Origin of the sequence: Gluconobacter sp. OJA, assembly GCF_039638325.1 — a bacterium.
In the GTDB taxonomy this organism is placed as follows: Bacteria; Pseudomonadota; Alphaproteobacteria; order Acetobacterales; family Acetobacteraceae; genus Gluconobacter; species Gluconobacter cerinus.
The window spans coordinates 993143-1010652 of record NZ_JBDIWI010000001.1 but is presented as its reverse complement, the minus strand read 5'-3'; the positions used below and the strand labels follow the sequence as shown (position 1 = coordinate 1010652).

At 57.2% G+C, this 17510-nt stretch carries 16 protein-coding genes; 5 read left to right on the top strand and 11 right to left on the bottom strand.

The features are described from left to right. Positions 1–21 precede the first annotated feature (21 nt). The gene (gene trpS, locus ABDK75_RS04725; RefSeq protein WP_317215591.1) at positions 22–1011 is read left to right on the top strand and encodes a tryptophan--tRNA ligase; all 990 of its coding nucleotides are present in this window, start codon (positions 22–24) and stop codon (positions 1009–1011) included. Here the strand turns inward: trpS and lpxB are convergent. From lpxB to rpmI, 5 genes are all read right to left on the bottom strand, one after another. After that, positions 1001–2263: a lipid-A-disaccharide synthase gene (gene lpxB / locus ABDK75_RS04720; protein ID WP_086633019.1), complete on the bottom strand. Its 1263-nt coding sequence runs from the start codon at positions 2261–2263 to the stop codon at positions 1001–1003. The two genes, trpS and lpxB, sit on opposite strands and share 11 nt — an antisense overlap. Next, positions 2260–4728 carry a phenylalanine--tRNA ligase subunit beta gene (gene pheT, locus ABDK75_RS04715; RefSeq protein ID WP_339407289.1) on the bottom strand — a complete coding sequence of 823 codons (2469 nt, stop codon included), beginning with the start codon at positions 4726–4728 and terminating at the stop codon, positions 2260–2262. Before pheT ends, lpxB begins: the two co-directional genes overlap by 4 nt. Before the next feature lies 1 nt (position 4729). Continuing rightward, positions 4730–5800: a phenylalanine--tRNA ligase subunit alpha gene (gene pheS, locus ABDK75_RS04710; RefSeq protein WP_346005103.1), complete on the bottom strand. Its 1071-nt coding sequence runs from the start codon at positions 5798–5800 to the stop codon at positions 4730–4732. A gap of 101 nt (positions 5801–5901) precedes the next feature. Continuing rightward, a complete protein-coding gene (gene rplT, locus ABDK75_RS04705) occupies positions 5902–6261 on the bottom strand; it encodes a 50S ribosomal protein L20 (protein ID WP_007282845.1) in 360 nt (119 codons plus the stop codon). Positions 6262–6276: 15 nt separating this feature from the next. Continuing rightward, positions 6277–6477, bottom strand: a complete 201-nt coding sequence (gene rpmI, locus ABDK75_RS04700; RefSeq protein ID WP_046901279.1) for a 50S ribosomal protein L35 — start codon at positions 6475–6477, stop codon at positions 6277–6279. Positions 6478–6781: 304 nt separating this feature from the next. On the opposite strand from rpmI, the gene ABDK75_RS04695 reads away from it, so the two are divergent. The 3 genes from ABDK75_RS04695 (at position 6782) to ABDK75_RS04685 (ending at position 10292) form a co-directional block, all read left to right on the top strand. Beyond that, the gene (locus ABDK75_RS04695) at positions 6782–9208 is read left to right on the top strand and encodes a glucose/quinate/shikimate family membrane-bound PQQ-dependent dehydrogenase (protein ID WP_346005102.1); all 2427 of its coding nucleotides are present in this window, start codon (positions 6782–6784) and stop codon (positions 9206–9208) included. Positions 9209–9340: 132 nt separating this feature from the next. Further along, a complete protein-coding gene (locus ABDK75_RS04690) occupies positions 9341–9997 on the top strand; it encodes an energy transducer TonB (RefSeq protein ID WP_346005101.1) in 657 nt (218 codons plus the stop codon). 85 nt (positions 9998–10082) lie between these two features. Then, positions 10083–10292 carry a hypothetical protein gene (locus ABDK75_RS04685; RefSeq protein WP_346005100.1) on the top strand — a complete coding sequence of 70 codons (210 nt, stop codon included), beginning with the start codon at positions 10083–10085 and terminating at the stop codon, positions 10290–10292. A gap of 63 nt (positions 10293–10355) precedes the next feature. Here the strand turns inward: ABDK75_RS04685 and ABDK75_RS04680 are convergent, their stop codons facing one another. From ABDK75_RS04680 to ABDK75_RS04660, 5 genes are read right to left on the bottom strand one after another with little or no spacing between them, the layout of a single operon-like run. Beyond that, the gene (locus ABDK75_RS04680; protein ID WP_211501406.1) at positions 10356–10790 is read right to left on the bottom strand and encodes a SufE family protein; all 435 of its coding nucleotides are present in this window, start codon (positions 10788–10790) and stop codon (positions 10356–10358) included. Positions 10791–10804: 14 nt separating this feature from the next. Next, on the bottom strand, positions 10805–12121 hold the full coding sequence (hslU, locus tag ABDK75_RS04675) for an ATP-dependent protease ATPase subunit HslU (protein WP_346005099.1): 1317 nt from the start codon (positions 12119–12121) through the stop codon (positions 10805–10807). 1 nt (position 12122) lies between these two features. Then, positions 12123–12701 carry an ATP-dependent protease subunit HslV gene (gene hslV, locus ABDK75_RS04670; RefSeq protein WP_211496620.1) on the bottom strand — a complete coding sequence of 193 codons (579 nt, stop codon included), beginning with the start codon at positions 12699–12701 and terminating at the stop codon, positions 12123–12125. Positions 12702–12756: 55 nt separating this feature from the next. After that, positions 12757–14661: a response regulator gene (locus ABDK75_RS04665; protein ID WP_346005824.1), complete on the bottom strand. Its 1905-nt coding sequence runs from the start codon at positions 14659–14661 to the stop codon at positions 12757–12759. Beyond that, on the bottom strand, positions 14658–16478 hold the full coding sequence (locus ABDK75_RS04660; RefSeq protein WP_346005098.1) for an ATP-binding protein: 1821 nt from the start codon (positions 16476–16478) through the stop codon (positions 14658–14660). The genes ABDK75_RS04665 and ABDK75_RS04660 overlap by 4 nt, the downstream gene beginning before the upstream one ends. Before the next feature lie 117 nt (positions 16479–16595). Here ABDK75_RS04660 and ABDK75_RS04655 point away from each other — a divergent pair, with 117 nt between their 5' ends. Beyond that, positions 16596–17006, top strand: coding sequence for a hypothetical protein (locus tag ABDK75_RS04655; protein ID WP_086633011.1), 411 nt, complete (start codon positions 16596–16598; stop codon positions 17004–17006). Between the two features lie 9 nt (positions 17007–17015). On the opposite strand, the gene ABDK75_RS04650 is transcribed toward ABDK75_RS04655, so the two are convergent. Beyond that, a complete protein-coding gene (locus tag ABDK75_RS04650) occupies positions 17016–17483 on the bottom strand; it encodes a zinc-ribbon domain-containing protein (RefSeq protein ID WP_346005097.1) in 468 nt (155 codons plus the stop codon). Between the last annotated feature and the right edge of the window lie 27 nt (positions 17484–17510).

The window sequence follows — 17510 nt, the reverse complement described above, 5'->3', positions numbered from 1 at the left end:
AAAGCTGAAGACAGATCCATCATGCAGCGTGTATTTTCCGGCATTCAGCCAACTGGCATTCCTCATCTGGGTAACTACCTGGGTGCACTCCGCAACTGGGCGGCCATGCAGGCAGACCATGATTGTGTCTTCTGCCTCGTGGACATGCACTCCATCACGATGCCCTGGAATCCGGAAGACCTGCGTCGTCAGACGCTTGGCTCAGCAGCCTGCCTTCTGGCAACCGGCATTGAACCGACACGCCTTTACAACCAGTCTGCCGTCAGCGCCCATGCGAGACTGGGATGGATTTTCAATTGTGTTTCCCGCCTCGGCTGGTTGAACCGGATGACACAGTTTAAAGACAAGGCTGGCAAGAACCGCGAGAACCACTCAGCGGGCCTCTATGTCTATCCGAACCTCATGGCTGCGGACATTCTGGCGTTCCACGCTACCCGCGTCCCCGTCGGTGATGATCAGAAGCAGCATATTGAGCTGGCCAATGACATCGCCCAGAAGTTCAACCATGATATGGGTACGGAGTTCTTCCCCCAGATCGAAGCGTTCATCCCGCCAGCAGCAGCCCGCGTGATGAGCCTGCGCGACGGCACGAAGAAAATGTCCAAGTCGGACCCCTCCGAGCAGAGCCGCATTGTCCTGACAGATACCCCAGACGAAATCGCTCTGAAGATTCGCCGTGCCAAGACAGATTCCGATGCGCTGCCAAGCGACGTTGAGGGGCTGGGAGACCGTGCGGAAGCCCGCAATCTGGTAGCTATTTACGCGGCGATGTCAGACGAGACGATGTCTGACGTTCTGGCGCGTTTCGGTGGACAGGGCTTTGGCCCGTTCAAAAACGCTCTGGCCGATCTGCTCGTAGAAAAACTTGGGCCAGTTGCGACCGAAACAGCCCGCCTGATGCAGAACGAAGACCACATCATCTCTGTCCTGCGCGCAGGCGCCGACCGAGCCCGTGAAATTTCCGAGCCAATCGTGCAGGAAGCAGAGCGACTGGTCGGCTTTATTCGCTGATTTTTTTCTTCTTGGACGAGCGGGACACCGGCTCGTCCAAAAGATCCATAATTTCCGCAGCAGCTGCATCCGCAGGCGTACCCACAGCGGGAGAGAGCTTTTCCAGCACCTCTTCAAATGCCATCTGTTGCTTCTTTGCTGCTGCCGGATCATCAAGCAGCTTTGAAACCATATCTGCCAGCTTCTCAGGCGTGCAGTTCTCCTGCAACATTTCTGGCACGACTTCACGTCCTGCCAGCAGATTGACCATGGCGACGTATGGCACCTTGATCATCCGACGCGCCATCATCGCCGTTAGCGGATTCACCCGATACGTCACCACCATCGGCACATTGCCCATGGCAAGCTCAAGCGTGGACGTCCCCGACTTTGTCAGAGCGCACTGAGCCGCTGCAAACGCGTCGTGCTTATCATGAATATCAGTCACGATATGCGGCTGTACGGGCCATTTACGAATAAGGTTGCGCACGGTCGGCGCAATGACCGGAGCAACCGGTATCACCGGGCAGATGTCCGGATGCTTCTTACGCAGAATGTCCAGCATCTTGCGAAAAACTGGCAACAGCTTCGGAACTTCAGAACGCCGGCTTCCTGGCATCAAAATCAGGACGGGTGCCGTTTCAGGAATATTATGCCGCGTCCGAAAACGTGCAGCGTTTCCCTGTCTCACACCCGACTGCAACACCGGATGCCCGACGAACCGCGCTTCCAGCCCTCTCTGCGCAAACCATTCAGGCTCAAACGGTAAAAGGCAGAGCAACCGATCCCAGAGCCCGGGGAATTCCTTGACGCGATTTTCGCGCCAGGCCCAGACCTGCGGTGCAACGTAATGGACGCGCTTGAAGCCAGAATTTTCAATTTTCTGAAGAAGTCGAAGTGCGAAACCTGGGCTGTCTATTGTGACAACCAGATCAGGCTTACGAAGCTCGATATCTTGAACAGCTTCCAGAAGCCGCTGCCGCAAATGCCTGACCCTCGGCAAGACTTCCACAAGCCCCATGACAGCCAGATCACTCATCGGGAACAGGCTGTGAAGCCCAAGGGCTTCCATGCGGCCACCCCCGACTCCGGCAAACACCAGCGTCGGGTCCTGCGCATGAAGCGCCAGCATGAGACGTGCACCAATCACGTCTCCACTGGCTTCCCCCGCCAGAATCCAAATCACGCGCCCATGCTGGGGCGTGGGAGCCCCCGGCTGGAAGGCCCTATTGCCCGGCTGATGCGCCAGTTCGGATTCTGGAAGAGAGTTCATCGGCGCAACGTAGCTCCTGTTGCCTTGAGAACCGCAGCTTCCACCGATTTGGAAAGCGCTTCAAGGCCGACATCCGTCAGACTTTCGGTCTGCGGCTGTAGGACAACCTCAACACCGAGAGAACGATGTCCTTCCGGCAGGCTACCACCTTCAAAGACGTCAAAGAGGCGAACATCCTGAATCAGGTTCCGGTCGGCCATACGAACGGCCTTGAGAACAGCCTGCGCCTCAACATCCGGCCCAGCAAGGAACGCAAAGTCACGACGCACTGGCTGTAGCGCTGAGAGCGCAGGAGGCGTCTTCTTTTTAGCCTTAGGCTGAGGGATACGATCCAGATACAGCTCGAACGCCACGACAGTCCCAGTCAAACCAAGCGCGCGTGCCGTTCGAGGATGCAGTTCACCAAAGCTGCCCAGAACCAGCTTAGGCCCCTGCCGTACCTGACCTGACCGACCCGGATGATAAAAGCCCGGAGCATCTGCCGTGACAGACAAAGAAGCTTCCGGAACACCGAGCGCCGTCAGCGCGGCCGTCAGATCCGCCTTGGCGTCCCAGAGCGTTGCTTCCTGCGCAGCCTGACCGGGTTCACGAGCCGTCAATCCGCCTCGCAAGCCAGAAACACGCAGGTGCTGACCTTCGAAATCAAAACATGGACCGATTTCAAACAATGCGCCTTCACCAGAAAGCCCCAGACCACGCGCCAGATTACGGCCGAGTGCACGCGCCAGATTGACGAGCGGCGTCGGGCGCAACTGATCAAGATCCATAGCGATAGGGTTCAGCAGACGTTGCGTTTCGGGCACGTCACCGAACAGAACCGCGTCTTCATGAGCGACGAAAGAGAAACCAACCGTTTCCATCATTCCACGGGCTGCACAGATACGACGCATTAGCGCTGCACGCGCCTGAAGAGGCGTGACTGCCGGAGCCGCGACCATGGCCAACTGAGGAAGTGGCACAGCCGGCACCGCATCCAGCCCATAAAGGCGCAATACTTCCTCTATGAGGTCACATTCCGCTTCCATGCGCGGAACATTCGCTGCTGCCTTTGCCGCAACGTCCTCATCAAGTGTCACGGCCTGAGCCAGAACCTGACCGGACGCAACGTCATTTCTCCAGGACGGCACTGCGAAGGTCGCCTGATCGTCTTTCCGCTCAACAACCTCGAAGCCCAGATGCTCTAGAGAACGCACAGCATCATCCGCAGGGATATTAATACCACCCAGCGTTTCCAGGCGCTCAAAACGCAGCGTAGCCGTGCGTTTCCAGTTAGGCAGGTCGCCAGCTTCCGTAATTTCGCTTGGCTCGCCACCGCAAAGGTCACGGATCATGATGGTGGCTGCTTCGAGCCCAGTTCGCACCAGTGCCGGATCAACACCGCGCTCAAAACGCTGACGCGCATCTGTGTGGATCGCCAGACGACGGCCCGTCAACGCAATACGAACAGCATCGAACAAAGCGGATTCAACAAACACGTCCGTCGTGTTCTCATCCACACCGCTCTGCTGCCCCCCCATGATGCCTGCAAGCGACTGCACACCAGCATCGTCAACAATCACCATATCGTCCGTGCCAAGGACGTATTCGTTGCCATCCAGAGCCGTGAAGGTCTCCCGTGCGGCATGCGTGACGGTCAGTGTATTTCCGGAAAGTTTCGCAACATCAAAGACATGAAGCGGACGGCCAAGGTCGAATGTGAAGTAGTTTGTGACGTCAACCAACTTCGAAATCGGCTTAAGCCCCACGGCCTTCAGGCGGCGCTGTAGCCAGTCCGGGCTGGGACCATTCTTCACGCCACGAATGACGCGACCCACGGCATAAGAGCAATCCGGATGCGCAATTTTCCAGTTGATGGCGGGCTCGAAATCACCCTCAACTGCTTCCGTCAGCCATGGCTTGAGATGACCGATGCCAGCTGCAGCCAGATCACGCGCAATACCGCGAATGCTCAGCGCATCGCCACGGTTTGGTGTAATAGCGATTTCAATGACCGGATCATCAAGCTCGGCGTAAGTCGCATAAGCCTCGCCGATCGGAGCCGTTTCCGGCAGCTCGGCAATACCGTTGCTCTCCTCACCAAGACCCAGCTCACGCAGGGAACACAGCATACCGCCGCTTTCCTCGCCGCGGATCTTGCCCTTTTTGATGGTGATATCCAGCCCCGGAACATACGTCCCCGGAGGCGCAAAAATCACATGGAGACCAGCCCGTGCATTCGGTGCACCGCACACGACCTGCAAATCTTCATAACCCGCACCAGCAGCGACGCGGCAAAGCTGAAGACGGTCCGCATCCGGATGGCGATGTGCTTCCAGAATTTTGGCCGTTCTAAAACCTGCCAGCTTCTCGGCGGGGTTTTCAACGCTCTCAACTTCAAGACCGATGCCGTTCAGACGGGCACAGATCTCTTCGCAAGATGCTGTAAAATCAAGATGTTCACGCAGCCAGGAGAGAGAGAACTTCATGTCACACGCCCTCCGTCAGCGTTGCGGGAGAAAAAGCGGAAAAACCATAGTGGCGGAGCCAGCGCAGGTCGCTCTCATAGAAGGACCGAAGATCCGGAATACCGTTCTTGAGCATGGCCAGACGCTCGACGCCCATACCGAACGCAAAGCCCTGCCACTCGGCCGGATCGAGGCCGCAATTTGCCAAAACGCGCGGATGCACCATGCCGGACCCGAGCACTTCCAGCCAGTCGGACCCACCGCCAATCTCGCCCGTGGCTTTTGACCAGCCGATATCCACTTCCATGGAGGGCTCGGTAAACGGGAAATACGATGCACGGAAACGCACAGGCAAATTAGGCTTGTCGAAATAGACGCGCAGGAACTCGATCAGGCAGCCTTTGAGGTGCCCAAGAGTAATATTGCGGTCAATGACCAGACCTTCGCACTGATGGAACATCGGGGAATGGGTCGCGTCATGATCGGCACGATAGGTGCGGCCAGGAGCAATGATGCGGATGGGCGGTTTCTGCCCCAGCATCGTCCGGATCTGCACGCCAGACGTCTGGGTCCGCAGAACGCGTGGCTCGTTAGTGCCTGACTTGGGCGGCAGATAGAAAGTATCGTGTTCAGTCCGGGCCGGATGATGGTCGGGCGTATTGAGAGCCGAAAAATTATGCCACTGGCTTTCAACATCAGGCCCTTCCGCAACGGAAAAACCCATGGCGCCAAAGATGGCTGTCATTTCTTCAATGGTACGGCTGATCGGATGAATGGCGCCTGTCACCACAGAAGGGGCAGGCATCGTGATATCTACCCGTTCGGCTTTCAGGCGTTCCTGCAGCGCTTCTTCTTCGATTTCCCGCCCGCGATCTTCGATCACCTTGGTCAATTCATCCCGCAGGCGGTTCAAGGCCTGCCCGCGCAGTTTGCGCTCTTCGGGATCAAGTTTGCCAAGCTGCTTCAGGAGCCCGGTCAAGGCACCGGACTTCCCCAGTGTTCCAACGCGAACGGCATCCCATTGCGCGCGGTTCTGAGCAGCGCCCAGCGCAGCAAGAGTTTCATTCTTCAGCGTGTCGAGATCGTCAGCCATACCGCCCATCGCTTACAGTACAAATACAAAACGGGCCGCCCTGATAACAGGACGGCCCGCCAGTCACCAGCCCCCACGAGTGGGGATCAGGTCTGAATAGCTCAGGCTGCGAGAGCGGCCTGTGCCTTCTTGACGATTTCTGCGAAAGCAGCTGCGTCGTCGAAAGCAATGGCAGCAAGGACCTTACGGTCGATCTCGATGCCAGCCTTGTCCAGGCCATTGATGAACTTGCTGTACGTCAGACCGTGCTCACGGACAGCAGCGTTGATACGCTGGATCCACAGAGCGCGGAAATCACGCTTCTTGTTGCGACGGTCGCGATACGCATAGCGCAGCGCCTTCTCAACGCGCTCGAGAGCAATACGGTAGTTCGTAGACGAACGGCCGCGGTAACCCTTGGCGAGATCGAGAACTTTCTTGTGACGGGCGTGCGTCGTTACGCCCCGCTTAACACGTGCCATGTACCTTAATCTCCCTTAGAGCCCGTAGGGCGCCCACTGCTTGATGGTCTTTGCGTCCATATCCGTCATGGTCTGAGGACCACGGTTGGTGCGCTTCATCTTCTGCGGGCGGTTGATAAGGCCGTGGCGCTTGTTGCCTGGGCCGCACATTACCTTGCCGGTCGCGGTGATCTTGAACCGCTTCTTGACCGACGACTTCGTCTTCATCTTGGGCATTTCGGTCTCCCTCGCCGTAAACGATTGGTCCCACCGGAGCGGGACTCTGCACGGCCGGGCATGCCACTTATGGCCCGGACGCGTACACGGAGCGGCTGCCTTATCCCATCGGACTGATTCCGCCAAGAACTTTATTTTCTTTAACGCGCAAGCAAAAGACACCCCTTTGTTCAAGTCACGTCACTGTGATCTCGCTCACAGTGACGTGAGCAACATGAACCATCTGACATCTTGATTCTTAACGCGCTTCTATGTGTTTGTCCGAAGGTCAAGTGCTGCACCAAATAACAGCTCTAGGAACATCATGAGCACATCATCCCGGCCAGGGCTCTGGGCCCTGATCACGGCCGCGGTCTTCGCGCTTTGCGGCGCGATCCTTACCGTGGGCGGCGCATGGGCCGTTTCCCTCGGCGGCCCCCTGTATTATCTCCTCCTCGGCATCGCACTTCTTGCGACTGCCTTCCTCGCATGGCGCCGTAACCCGGCCACACTGTGGCTCTTTGCTGCTGTAGTGTTCGCGACGGTCGTATGGGAACTCTCCGTGGTCGGTCTCGACCTCTGGGCGCTGGTTCCCCGCTCCGACATCGTGATCATTCTTGGCATCTGGCTGCTGATCCCGTTCGTGTCCCGCCAGATCGGCGGCACACGCGCATCTGTCCTTCCCCTGGCAGGCTCCGTCGGTCTCGCCGTACTGGTGCTTGCTGCCGGTCTTTTCACAGACCCGCACGACATCAGCGGCAACCTGCCAACAGAGCTGACCAACGCAGCACCGGTTGACGCAGATAACGTTCCAGACAGCGAGTGGCACGCCTATGGCCGCACGCAGGCTGGCGATCGCTGGTCTCCGCTGAAGCAGATTAACTCATCCAACGTTCAGAACCTCAAGGTGGCATGGCACATCCACACCAAGGATCTGATGGGACCGAATGATCCGGGCGAAGCAACCAACGAAGTCACGCCGATCGAATTCGACAACACGCTGTATCTGTGCTCGCTGCACCAGAAGCTATGGGCTGTTGATGCCGCAACGGGTCACGTCAAATGGACGTTCGATCCGCATCTGCAGATCAACCCAGGCTTCCAGCATCTGACGTGCCGTGGCGTGAGCTTCCACCAGACACCGGCGGATGCCACGGACAGCGATGGCAATCCGGCTCCAACCGATTGCGCCAAGCGTATCGTGCTGCCCGTCAATGACGGCCGCCTTGTCGAAGTAGATGCTGAAACCGGGCAGAAGTGCTCTGGCTTCGGAAACGACGGTGAACTGGATCTGCGCCTGCCGAACCAGCCTTACACCACGCCGGGCATGTATGAACCGACGTCTCCGCCGGTCATCACCGACAAGCTGATCATTGCCAACAGCGCCATCACCGATAACGGCTCCATCAAGCAGGCATCGGGCGCAACGCAGGCATTTGACGTTTACACCGGCAAGCGCGTGTGGGTGTTTGACGCATCCAACCCTGACCCGAACCAGATGCCAGACCCGGATCATCCGGTCTTCCATCCGAACTCTCCAAACTCCTGGATCGTGTCGTCCTACGACAAGAACCTGAACCTCGTTTACATCCCAATGGGTGTAGGCACGCCGGATCAGTGGGGCGGTTACCGCACCAAGGAATCCGAGCGCTTTGCTCCGGGTATCGTCGCGCTGAACGCAGAGACGGGTAAGCTGACCTGGTATTACCAGACCGTTCACCATGACCTGTGGGACATGGACGCCCCGTCCCAGCCGAGCCTCGTAGACATCACGTCGAAAGACGGCACGATTGTTCCGTCCATCTACGTTCCGACGAAGACTGGCGACATTTTCGTTCTTGACCGTCGTACGGGCAAGGAAGTCGTCCCGGCTCCGGAAACACCGGTTCCTGGTGGTGCCGCACCGGGCGATCACACCAGCCCAACGCAGCCGATGTCTCAGCTGAGTCTGCGTCCGAAGGCAGCCCTCTCGGATTCCGATATCTGGGGTGGCACGATCTTCGACCAGATGTTCTGCAGCATCTACTTCCACTCCCTTCGCTATGAAGGTCCGTTCACGCCGCCGTCACTCCAGGGATCTCTGATCTTCCCAGGCGACCTTGGCATGTTCGAATGGGGTGGTCTGGCTGTCGATCCGCAGCGTCAGGTGGCCTTTGCCAACCCGATCTCGCTGCCGTTCGTTTCCCGTCTGGTACCCCGTGGTCCGGGTAACCCGCTATGGCCGGAACCGAACGCAAAGGGCTCTGGTGGCGAAACCGGTCTGCAGCCGAACTACGGCATCCCCTATGCTGTTGATCTGCATCCGTTCATGGACCCGGTCCTGCTGCCGCTTGGCATCAAGATGCCTTGCCGTACGCCGCCTTGGGGTTATGTGGCCGGTATCGATCTGCGCACCAACAAGGTGGTCTGGCAGCATCGTAACGGTACGCTCCGTGACTCCATGCACGGCAGCTCCCTGCCCATCCCGCTGCCTCCGATCAAGATCGGCGTCCCGAGCCTCGGCGGCCCGCTCTCTACGGCTGGCAACGTTGGCTTCCTGACAGGCACGATGGACTACTACATCCGTGCCTACGACCTGACGACAGGTAAGACCCTGTGGCAGGATCGCCTCCCAGCCGGCGCACAAGCCACGCCAATGACCTACGCGGTCAATGGAAAGCAGTTCGTTGTCACTTATGCTGGTGGCCACAACTCCTTCCCGACCGTCATGGGCGACGACCTGATTGCTTACAGCCTTGCTGATCAGAAGTGATCATTGAGTAAGCCATTGGTTATCGAGAAAAAGGGGTACCTTCGGGTGCCCCTTTTTTTGGCTTCAAGTCCGGGCAAAAGCTTTCTAAGCTCTCGTTACGTTATGAAATATATTCCATAAAGTAAGGGCATCATGCATTTTTCTCGATCTGGAATGGCTCTGGCCATCTTTGGCCTCATCGTCGTCGCTCCGTCTCCAGCCCACAGCGATGATACTGCTTCCGTAATGGCGGTGCTGGATCCGAGCCATCACGGGCGTCTCATCTATCCGCCTGCTGAACTTGAACTGCGGCACTCGGGATCGGCGCATATTGTCTGCGTCATCACAAAGGACGGTCAGCCCCAGAGCTGCGAAACTTCAGCGAGCGCACCCGATTTCGCACTTGCAGCGGAAGCCTATGCCTATTCTTCCAAGTTTCTTCCGGCATACCAGGACAGCAAACCCATTGAAGGCCGCTGGGAAAAGACCATTCCCTTCGAGGCTCATGGAACAGCAACTCTCCCCGTCGTGGATCATGAGCACAGTCCACGCCCCTACTATCCAGACTTTGCGAACGACAGGAATATTACAGGAAGAGTAGCCGTCACCTGTCAGGTTGATACCGCAGGCATCGCGCATGACTGTACGGCCAGCCCGGGGCCCGAAATTTTACGACGGGCATCGCTCGCCTATTTCACGCTGGCCAGATACCTTCCGGCTATGAAAGACGGGCAGCCCATCTCCGCTCCCTATCATGGGAACATAAACTGGGAATCAGACGCGAAAGACCGGAATGACGGGTTCCGCTGAAACCTTGTGTCTGTAGGCCAGTCCATTCCATAATCAGCGTCGAAAGCCCTGTCGGTTCAGGGCAAAAACTGCACAGAGGCTACGCATGACCCTTCGCAAATTTGCTCTTCTTGCCTTCGCTACCGTCGCTTTCGGCGGCCAGTTCGCACATGCCAAGTCTCAGCCCTGCCGGGACGCCAAAGGCAAATTCACCAAGTGTGAAGCCCCAAAGAAGCCGAAGGCCTGCCGTGATGCCAAAGGCAAGTTCACCAAGTGTGATGTAACAGCCCCACAAGTTGCTCAGTCGGCTCACTAAGCTCAAACAAAAAAAGCCCCTGTCAGCGTCTGCTGACAGGGGCTTTTTTAAATACTGAGATCGTTAGGCAGCAGCACGCTTGAGGATCGCCTGAGCCATTGCCTCAACACCATTCCCACGGTTCGTGGACAGTGCTTTGACCAGTCCCATATCATGCAAAAAGACCGGGCTCGTCTGAAGGATCTCTTCACGGCTTCGTCCTGAATACACTCTCAGCAAGAGGGCTACCAATCCCTGAACAATGGCCGCATCTGAAGCGCCAGCAAAGAAGAGCTTACCATCACGGTCTTCCGCTTCGAGCCAGACCTGGCTTTGACACCCCGGAACACGGTGGACATCGTCCTGCCATTCCGAAGGGAAAGCCGGAAGTTTGCGGCCCATTTCAATAATATACTGATACCGCTCCATCCAATCGTCGAACATCGCCAGTTCGGCTTCAATTTCCTCGATGGCAGCGGTCGCCGTCTCTTCCTGAGGGGCAAGAAAGGCATCACTCACAAAAAACGTCTCCGTCACAGGATAAAGCGGCTCAAATCACCCTTGCGGGCAAGCGGCGCCACCCTGTCACGAACATCCTCTGCCGTCACCCTCACGGTCTCGCCTTTCCGGTCAGATGCAGAAAATGAGACGTCCTCCAGCAGCTTTTCCAGAACTGTTGCCAAACGGCGGGCCCCAATGTTTTCAACCCGCTCGTTAATATCAGCCGCCAGTTCCGCCAAAGCATCCACGGCATCGTCACCGAATTCCAGCGTCACACCTTCCGTACCCAGCAGACTCACATACTGCTTCAGAAGCGAATGCTCAGGCTCCAACAGAATACGCTTCAGATCGTCCCTGCTCAGGCCAGCCAACTCCACACGAATAGGCAGACGCCCCTGCAATTCCGGCAGAAGGTCTGAAGGCTTGGCAATGTGAAAAGCTCCGGACGCGATAAACAGGATATGGTCCGTCTTCACCGAGCCATACTTCGTGCTGACGGTCGTCCCCTCAATCAGCGGAAGAAGGTCACGCTGCACGCCTTCACGAGAGACATCTCCGCTGCGCGTTCCATGTTCAGATGTCGCGCAGACCTTGTCGATTTCATCCAGGAATACGATGCCATGGTTCTGGGTGTGCTCAATCGCTTCACGCGTCAGGGCTTCGTCATCCAGAAGTTTGTCAGCTTCCTCACGGATTAACTGCTCACGGGCCACCGAAACCTTCAGTTTCTTGCGTGAAGGCATCCGGTTCATGAACCCCTTCATCATATCGTTGAAACTGATGACCTGCCCTGGCTGGAGCCCTGGAATATCGCCGCTATCCTTACCGCGCTGTGGATCAGGCGCAATCTGGATTTCAATTTCCTTGTCTTCCAAAGCACCATCTCGCAGCATCTGGCGAAACTTTACCTTGGTGTCGGCTGTCGCCCCTTCGCCAACCAGCGCATCAACAAGCCGGGTTTCAGCCGCCGCTTCAGCTTTCTCCTGCACATCTTTGCGGCGCCCATCCCGCAGCATGGTCAGAGACACCTCAACGAGATCCCGAACAATACTATCCACGTCCCGCCCAACGTAGCCAACTTCCGTAAACTTGGTCGCTTCCACTTTCAGGAACGGAGACTGCGCCAGCTTGGCCAGTCGACGGGCGATCTCTGTCTTGCCGCAACCCGTGGGGCCGATCATGAGAATGTTCTTGGGAACAACCTCATCCTTCAAACCGTCAGGAAGCTGGGACCGGCGCCAGCGATTACGCATCGCGATGGCAACTGCACGTTTTGCGTCGGACTGGCCAACAATAAAGCGATCAAGCTCGGATACGATTTCGTGGGGGGCAAAATTTGGAACAGACATCTCAGGAGGCCTCCCCGCCTAATGTTTCCAGCGTCACGGAATAGTTCGTGTAAACGCAGATATCACCGGCAATTTTCATGGACCGACGCGCGATTTCGTCCGCACTCAGACCGTCCACCGTCATCAATGCCCGCGCTGCAGACAGTGCGTAATTTCCGCCGGAGCCAATGGCCACAATGCCATCCTCTGGCTCCAGCACATCGCCATTTCCGGTCAGGGTGAAAGAGCGATCTGCGTCAGCCACCAGCATCATGGCTTCCAGGCGCCGCAGATAGCGGTCCGTGCGCCAGTCTTTCGCCAGTTCGACGCAGGCCCGCTCAAGCTGCCCTGGATACCGCTCAAGTTTCGCTTCAAGCCGTTCCAGCAGGGTAAAGGCGTCAGCCGTGGCACCAGCAAAACCCGCCAGGATATTGCTGTGAGGTCCAATTCGCCGAACCTTGCGAGCATTACCCTTGATAACGGTCTGCCCGAGGGAGACCTGGCCGTCCCCCGCCATGGCCACCCGGCCATCGCGACGGACACAAAGAATGGTCGTGCCATGCCAGCCGACCGGATCGTGGGGAGTGATTTGGTAAGACATCACTCAAAAAGATGGTGCGGATATAGCGCCTGACAAGAGGACCTCTCCCGTCAGGTTATATTGCCCCCTGCATCAACCGCTTGATCGCATCCTGAAGCCCTTTTTGTGTAAAGGGCTTGGGCAACGGCGCATTTTCAGACTGCGCATCTGTGTGCCCACTGATAAACAGCACTTTCAGCTCAGGCATTTTGTCCATCAGAATGGCTGCGCAGGTTGGGCCATCATGATCAGGCATACGCATATCAATCACAGCCAGATCGAATGGACCATTTTCGTCTGTCAGGGTCAGAGCTTCCGCCAGAGACGACGCAGCGGCTACATTATGCCCGTCATGGCGAAGGAAACCCTCCGTCACCATACGAACCGGCGCCTCATCATCGACGACCAATACCTTCAGGAAATGAGGTTTCTCATCGTCCGCCACCCGATCTGCCACGACATCGCTTCGGACGACAGGAAGCAGCAATGTCATACACGTCCCCTTGCCAGGCGTGCTGTCCACAACGATCTCACCATAACTGCGGCTCAGGAAGCCATACACACTGGAAAGGCCCAGCCCTGTTCCGCGCCCGACGTCCTTGGTGGTGAAGAATGGATCGAAAATCCGCTTCATCACCTCAGGTGACATGCCCTCACCCTCATCAACCACATCAATGGCCACCGCACGATCCAGACAGCATTCCGGAGGTAGGGTTTTGAACTTCTGCCCCACTACACGCGCCGACACCGATACTGTCCCACCCTGCGTCATGGCATCCCGAGCATTCACACAGAGATTCAGAAGCGCCATTTCGAGCTGATCCTGATCTGACCAGACAGCGGGAAAGTCAGCAGGCATATCCTCAAGCGACAGCTTGCAGGCCACACTTCTTTCGCCACTTCGGCGCTTGAGACTTTGAACCAGAAGCGCTTCAAGCCCCGGCAGAAGATCCTGCAACGCTACCGGTGCCAAGCGTGCCTCACGTGGGCGTCCAAACTGAAGTAACCGCCGTGTCAGCACAGCACCACGCTGCGCAGATTCCATAGCGTTCTTCACCAGAGCACTGGATGTCTCATCCAGGTCCACCATGTCTTCCAGCAATTCCAGGGACCCGGAGATGGCAGCGAGAAGATTGTTGAAATCGTGCGCAATTCCCCCGGCTAATGTGCCCAGGGACTGAAGCTTGTCCGCCTGCCGCAGACGGCTTTCCATCAGCACTCGCTGCGTAACGTCCCGGTCCATGCTGACCTGCCATCGGTCTTCCGTCGGAACTCCCTGCGGCCAGGCCAATGAAAGGCGGCTCAATTCGTGCCAGCGCTGAACGGTTCCTCCGTCATGATCTGACAGAACTTCAGCAACCAGCCGCTCTTCCTGCCCCGTGCTACGAACATCGTCACGCATTTGCTGAACATCAGCACGCAGCACTTCCGGGAAATGCATCAGTTCGTCGTTCAGATCCTGTGCAGCCTCATCGCGCACGTTACTGCGAATACAGCGCCCCTGAGCATCCGAAAAAACAAGCCCCATCGGAAGGGCATCCATCAGGCCCCGCAAAAGAGCCTGTTCCGTCTGCAGCGCCCGTTGGGCAATACAATGCTGCGTCACTTCCCCAACCAAAGATCGAAGCGCGTCCGAATCCCAGGGTTTGTGCACGTAAGCCTGCACCTGTCCAAGGTTCAGGGCAGACACCACAGCATCCAGATCCGCATAGCCCGTCAGCAGAATACTGCGCGCATCCGAAAACTCGCGCGCGCGCATCAAAAGCTGATCCCCTGTCAGTCCAGGCATCCGCTGATCGGAGATAATGGTGGCGACATCCGGATGCGCCCGCAAAAGCTCCAGAGCTCTCAGCGGGTCCGTCGTTGCAAGAATTTCGTACTGGTCTTCCAGCAGATCTTCCAGGGCAACGAGGATTTCTTCTTCGTCATCCACCAGCAAAATACGGGGACGTACTGGCCCCTTCACACTCCACACACTCATACGGAACGCCCCGTTGCCACCGGTCCATCTTCCGTCATTGTGACGGGAAGGCTGAGTCGGAAACACGCCCCTATTCCGCGGCCATCCGGCAAATGGGCATCTGTGATTTCGATAATGCCATCATGGGCTTCCATCACACTATAAGCGATCGCAAGCCCCAACCCCGTGCCTGTTCCAACCGGCTTGGTTGTGAAGAACGGATCAAACACCCTGTTTCGCAGTTCCATCGGCAAACCCGGACCGTCATCGCTTATCGTCATGTCATACCGGCCATTTTCAAGACGGGACTTGATCACAATACGCCCCTGCACCGGGCCGCCCTCAGGCGAGATATCCGCCAATGCATCGGCCGCATTGGAAATAATGTTCATAACCACCTGATTCAGAAACGCAGGCTGACAGACCAAATGCGCCGGAGCCTGCAAATCCTTTTCAATTTTAATGTCTTGGCCAAGCTTATGTCCCAGCAAAGCCAATGCTGTCTCAAGCGCACCAGGAACATCGACTGTCTGGAATGAGCTTTCATCCAGCCGGGAAAATCGCCGGAGACTCAAAACGAGATTCTGAATCCGCTGCAACCCGAGTTTCATGGATTCCAGACGTGAAATCCCCTTCTGCATGAGCGGCGCCCCATCCTCCGGGCTTCCCAGCGTCTGAAGGCGTTTCAACGTCCGCTCCACTGTATCGGCATGAGCAATCGTGAAGGCTAGCGGATTGTTAATCTCATGAGCGATACCCGCCACCAGTTCACCCAGCGACGCCATCTTGGCAGTCTGCACGAGTTTCGACTGCGCCTGAATCAACTGTTCGTTTGTGCGCGCCAATTCCATATTGGCCTGCGCAAGAGCTTCAGCCATTTCGGCCTTCGCCCTTGCCGCTTCCAAAGTAAGCGCATTCTGCTGCCGCTCAATTTCCTGCTGTCGGAACTCATCCTGCGCCATGCGTCTCTGCGCCAGCGTCCTGATCCGCATGGCGAGGGCTTCTATGGCAATGTCGCTGGGAACCAAATCGTCAATGCCGGCCTCGAAGAATTCACCCGAAGATTGCCTCCGGAAGCGTGAAGCCTCCACAATGCCAAGCGTTCGAAACGGAATTCCACCAGCTTCCAGCACAGCCTGACGCCGCGCATCCAGAAGACGGCAGAACTTGAGATCTTCATCCCCGCTCCCCAGTTCCAGCACCAGGCAGTCCGGGCCGTCTGCGCCGCGCAACCATCCACCATCAATCAGATCGTCTGAACGCTCGATGGACGTGACCGTATGCCCATCACGCCAGAGCAGCTCCCCCAACGTTGTCTCGGGTGCATCTTCGGTAATCTCTTCGTCGTCCTCCTCTTCACGGGGAGAATTGACGATGACAATTCTTGCCCGACGAAAGCGAGAGGCTTCATCCACCTGAAGAAGCTCCGGTCCTTCCCGAAGCAAAGCCCGCATCCGCAACACCAGCAGGTCAGGATGAGCGGATTTGGAAATATAGGCGTCTGCCCCACTTTCCAGCCCCTCTCGCTCACCACCGGGAAAAGCATCTTCCGTCAGCATCAGGATCGGGATGGTGCGTGTCAGGGCATCCAGCCTCAAACGCCGCGCCAACTGCCCACCCGTCATACCGGGCAGCTCAGAGCACACGACCACAAGGTCAGGCATCAGATCCTCAACCGTTCCCAAAGCAGCTTCACCGCTGCCGAGACAGGTGACGGTGAAGCCTTCCTTTAGAAGAACACGCCAGATCCGCTGGGCATGAGCGTCATCCGGCTCCACGAGCAGAACACGTGCGGTCTCTGTGGCTCCGAGCGGAGCTTTAAGATCAGAAGGCAGCATGAGAATGACGGAATGTTTGCATTAACGGCCTCTTGCAGCTAGTCCGAAGCTGATGTTCGTCCGATTTCCAAGGGGCGAAGATAACTCCCGTTACCGGATCAGTGGAAGCCGTATCTCATGGACATTCAGCCCTCGCGCAACCTGACGGATCGCCTGCTCAACTCCCGCAGCGGGGAAAGCGGCCCTCTTTCAACCGGCGCGCTGATCCGGACGGGCATCTGGTCCATCTGCTATTTCGCCTTCTACTTTGCCCAACAGGTCGCAGAGCTTCTCGCTCCGCTTCTCCTGATTCTTGGTCTGGGCTGGTACATCCTGCCGCACATCGTGAACGCCATTACGACGAGTGCTGCAAGCGCTGACCCGCAGGCGAAAGACATCATGAACCATGTGGCGGGCACCCTGCCGACCCATCTTCAAATCGGCAGTCACCTGCTAACCCCAGGCTCCCTCATGTTCGACGGCTTTCTCCTGATGGGACTTGCCGCAATTGGAGCGACCCTGTCCGCACTGGCTGCTCGCAACATGTAAACCCTAGGCTCAGGGAGTAAGGACATGGCCGATACCCGGCAATAAAGTCACTAGCTCTCCAGCCTTCCAGTGCCACAGTGCAGCCACGCCTCCGCCGACCACCACGAGGCTGAGCCCCCACGCGGCACTCCAAGTCCCCAGACTTCCAATCATTTTCGTCCCGACAGTCTCGGGTTTACCCAGACCGCGCGTTACTGTCCGGGAATGTAGAACAAACGCATGTTTCGCAGCGTCCCGTGCTTCGGACGCGCTCAATCCAACAGGATAAGACTGTGATATTTCAGGGCTTGAAGGCTTTTCAGTCTCAGCCTTGAGCAAGGACAAGTCATCAGGCGGACTTTGTGCAAGCTCCGGCTCGTGCGCCTCTTGTAAAGGCCAGCTATCCCCACAGTTCGCGCAACGCAGCCGCCGCGCCTGCTCCAAAAGTGCATCAGGCACTTCAAAAACAGCATGACAGTGGGGACATTCAACACGCATCACGGTATCCTTCAAAAATCAGACCGT

Bases quoted from the DNA above. Each gene is read 5' to 3' on its own strand.
- trpS (WP_317215591.1), top strand. From the start codon at position 22: ATGCAGCGTGTATTTTCCGGCATTCAGCCAACTGGCATTCCTCATCTG.
- lpxB (WP_086633019.1), bottom strand. From the start codon at position 2,263: ATGAACTCTCTTCCAGAATCCGAACTGGCGCATCAGCCGGGCAATAGG.
- pheT (WP_339407289.1), bottom strand. From the start codon at position 4,728: ATGAAGTTCTCTCTCTCCTGGCTGCGTGAACATCTTGATTTTACAGCA.
- pheS (WP_346005103.1), bottom strand. From the start codon at position 5,800: ATGGCTGACGATCTCGACACGCTGAAGAATGAAACTCTTGCTGCGCTG.
- rplT (WP_007282845.1), bottom strand. From the start codon at position 6,261: ATGGCACGTGTTAAGCGGGGCGTAACGACGCACGCCCGTCACAAGAAA.
- rpmI (WP_046901279.1), bottom strand. From the start codon at position 6,477: ATGCCCAAGATGAAGACGAAGTCGTCGGTCAAGAAGCGGTTCAAGATC.
- ABDK75_RS04695 (WP_346005102.1), top strand. From the start codon at position 6,782: ATGAGCACATCATCCCGGCCAGGGCTCTGGGCCCTGATCACGGCCGCG.
- ABDK75_RS04690 (WP_346005101.1), top strand. From the start codon at position 9,341: ATGCATTTTTCTCGATCTGGAATGGCTCTGGCCATCTTTGGCCTCATC.
- ABDK75_RS04685 (WP_346005100.1), top strand. From the start codon at position 10,083: ATGACCCTTCGCAAATTTGCTCTTCTTGCCTTCGCTACCGTCGCTTTC.
- hslU (WP_346005099.1), bottom strand. From the start codon at position 12,121: ATGTCTGTTCCAAATTTTGCCCCCCACGAAATCGTATCCGAGCTTGAT.
- hslV (WP_211496620.1), bottom strand. From the start codon at position 12,701: ATGTCTTACCAAATCACTCCCCACGATCCGGTCGGCTGGCATGGCACG.
- ABDK75_RS04665 (WP_346005824.1), bottom strand. From the start codon at position 14,661: ATGAGTGTGTGGAGTGTGAAGGGGCCAGTACGTCCCCGTATTTTGCTG.
- ABDK75_RS04660 (WP_346005098.1), bottom strand. From the start codon at position 16,478: ATGCTGCCTTCTGATCTTAAAGCTCCGCTCGGAGCCACAGAGACCGCA.
- ABDK75_RS04655 (WP_086633011.1), top strand. From the start codon at position 16,596: ATGGACATTCAGCCCTCGCGCAACCTGACGGATCGCCTGCTCAACTCC.
- ABDK75_RS04650 (WP_346005097.1), bottom strand. From the start codon at position 17,483: ATGCGTGTTGAATGTCCCCACTGTCATGCTGTTTTTGAAGTGCCTGAT.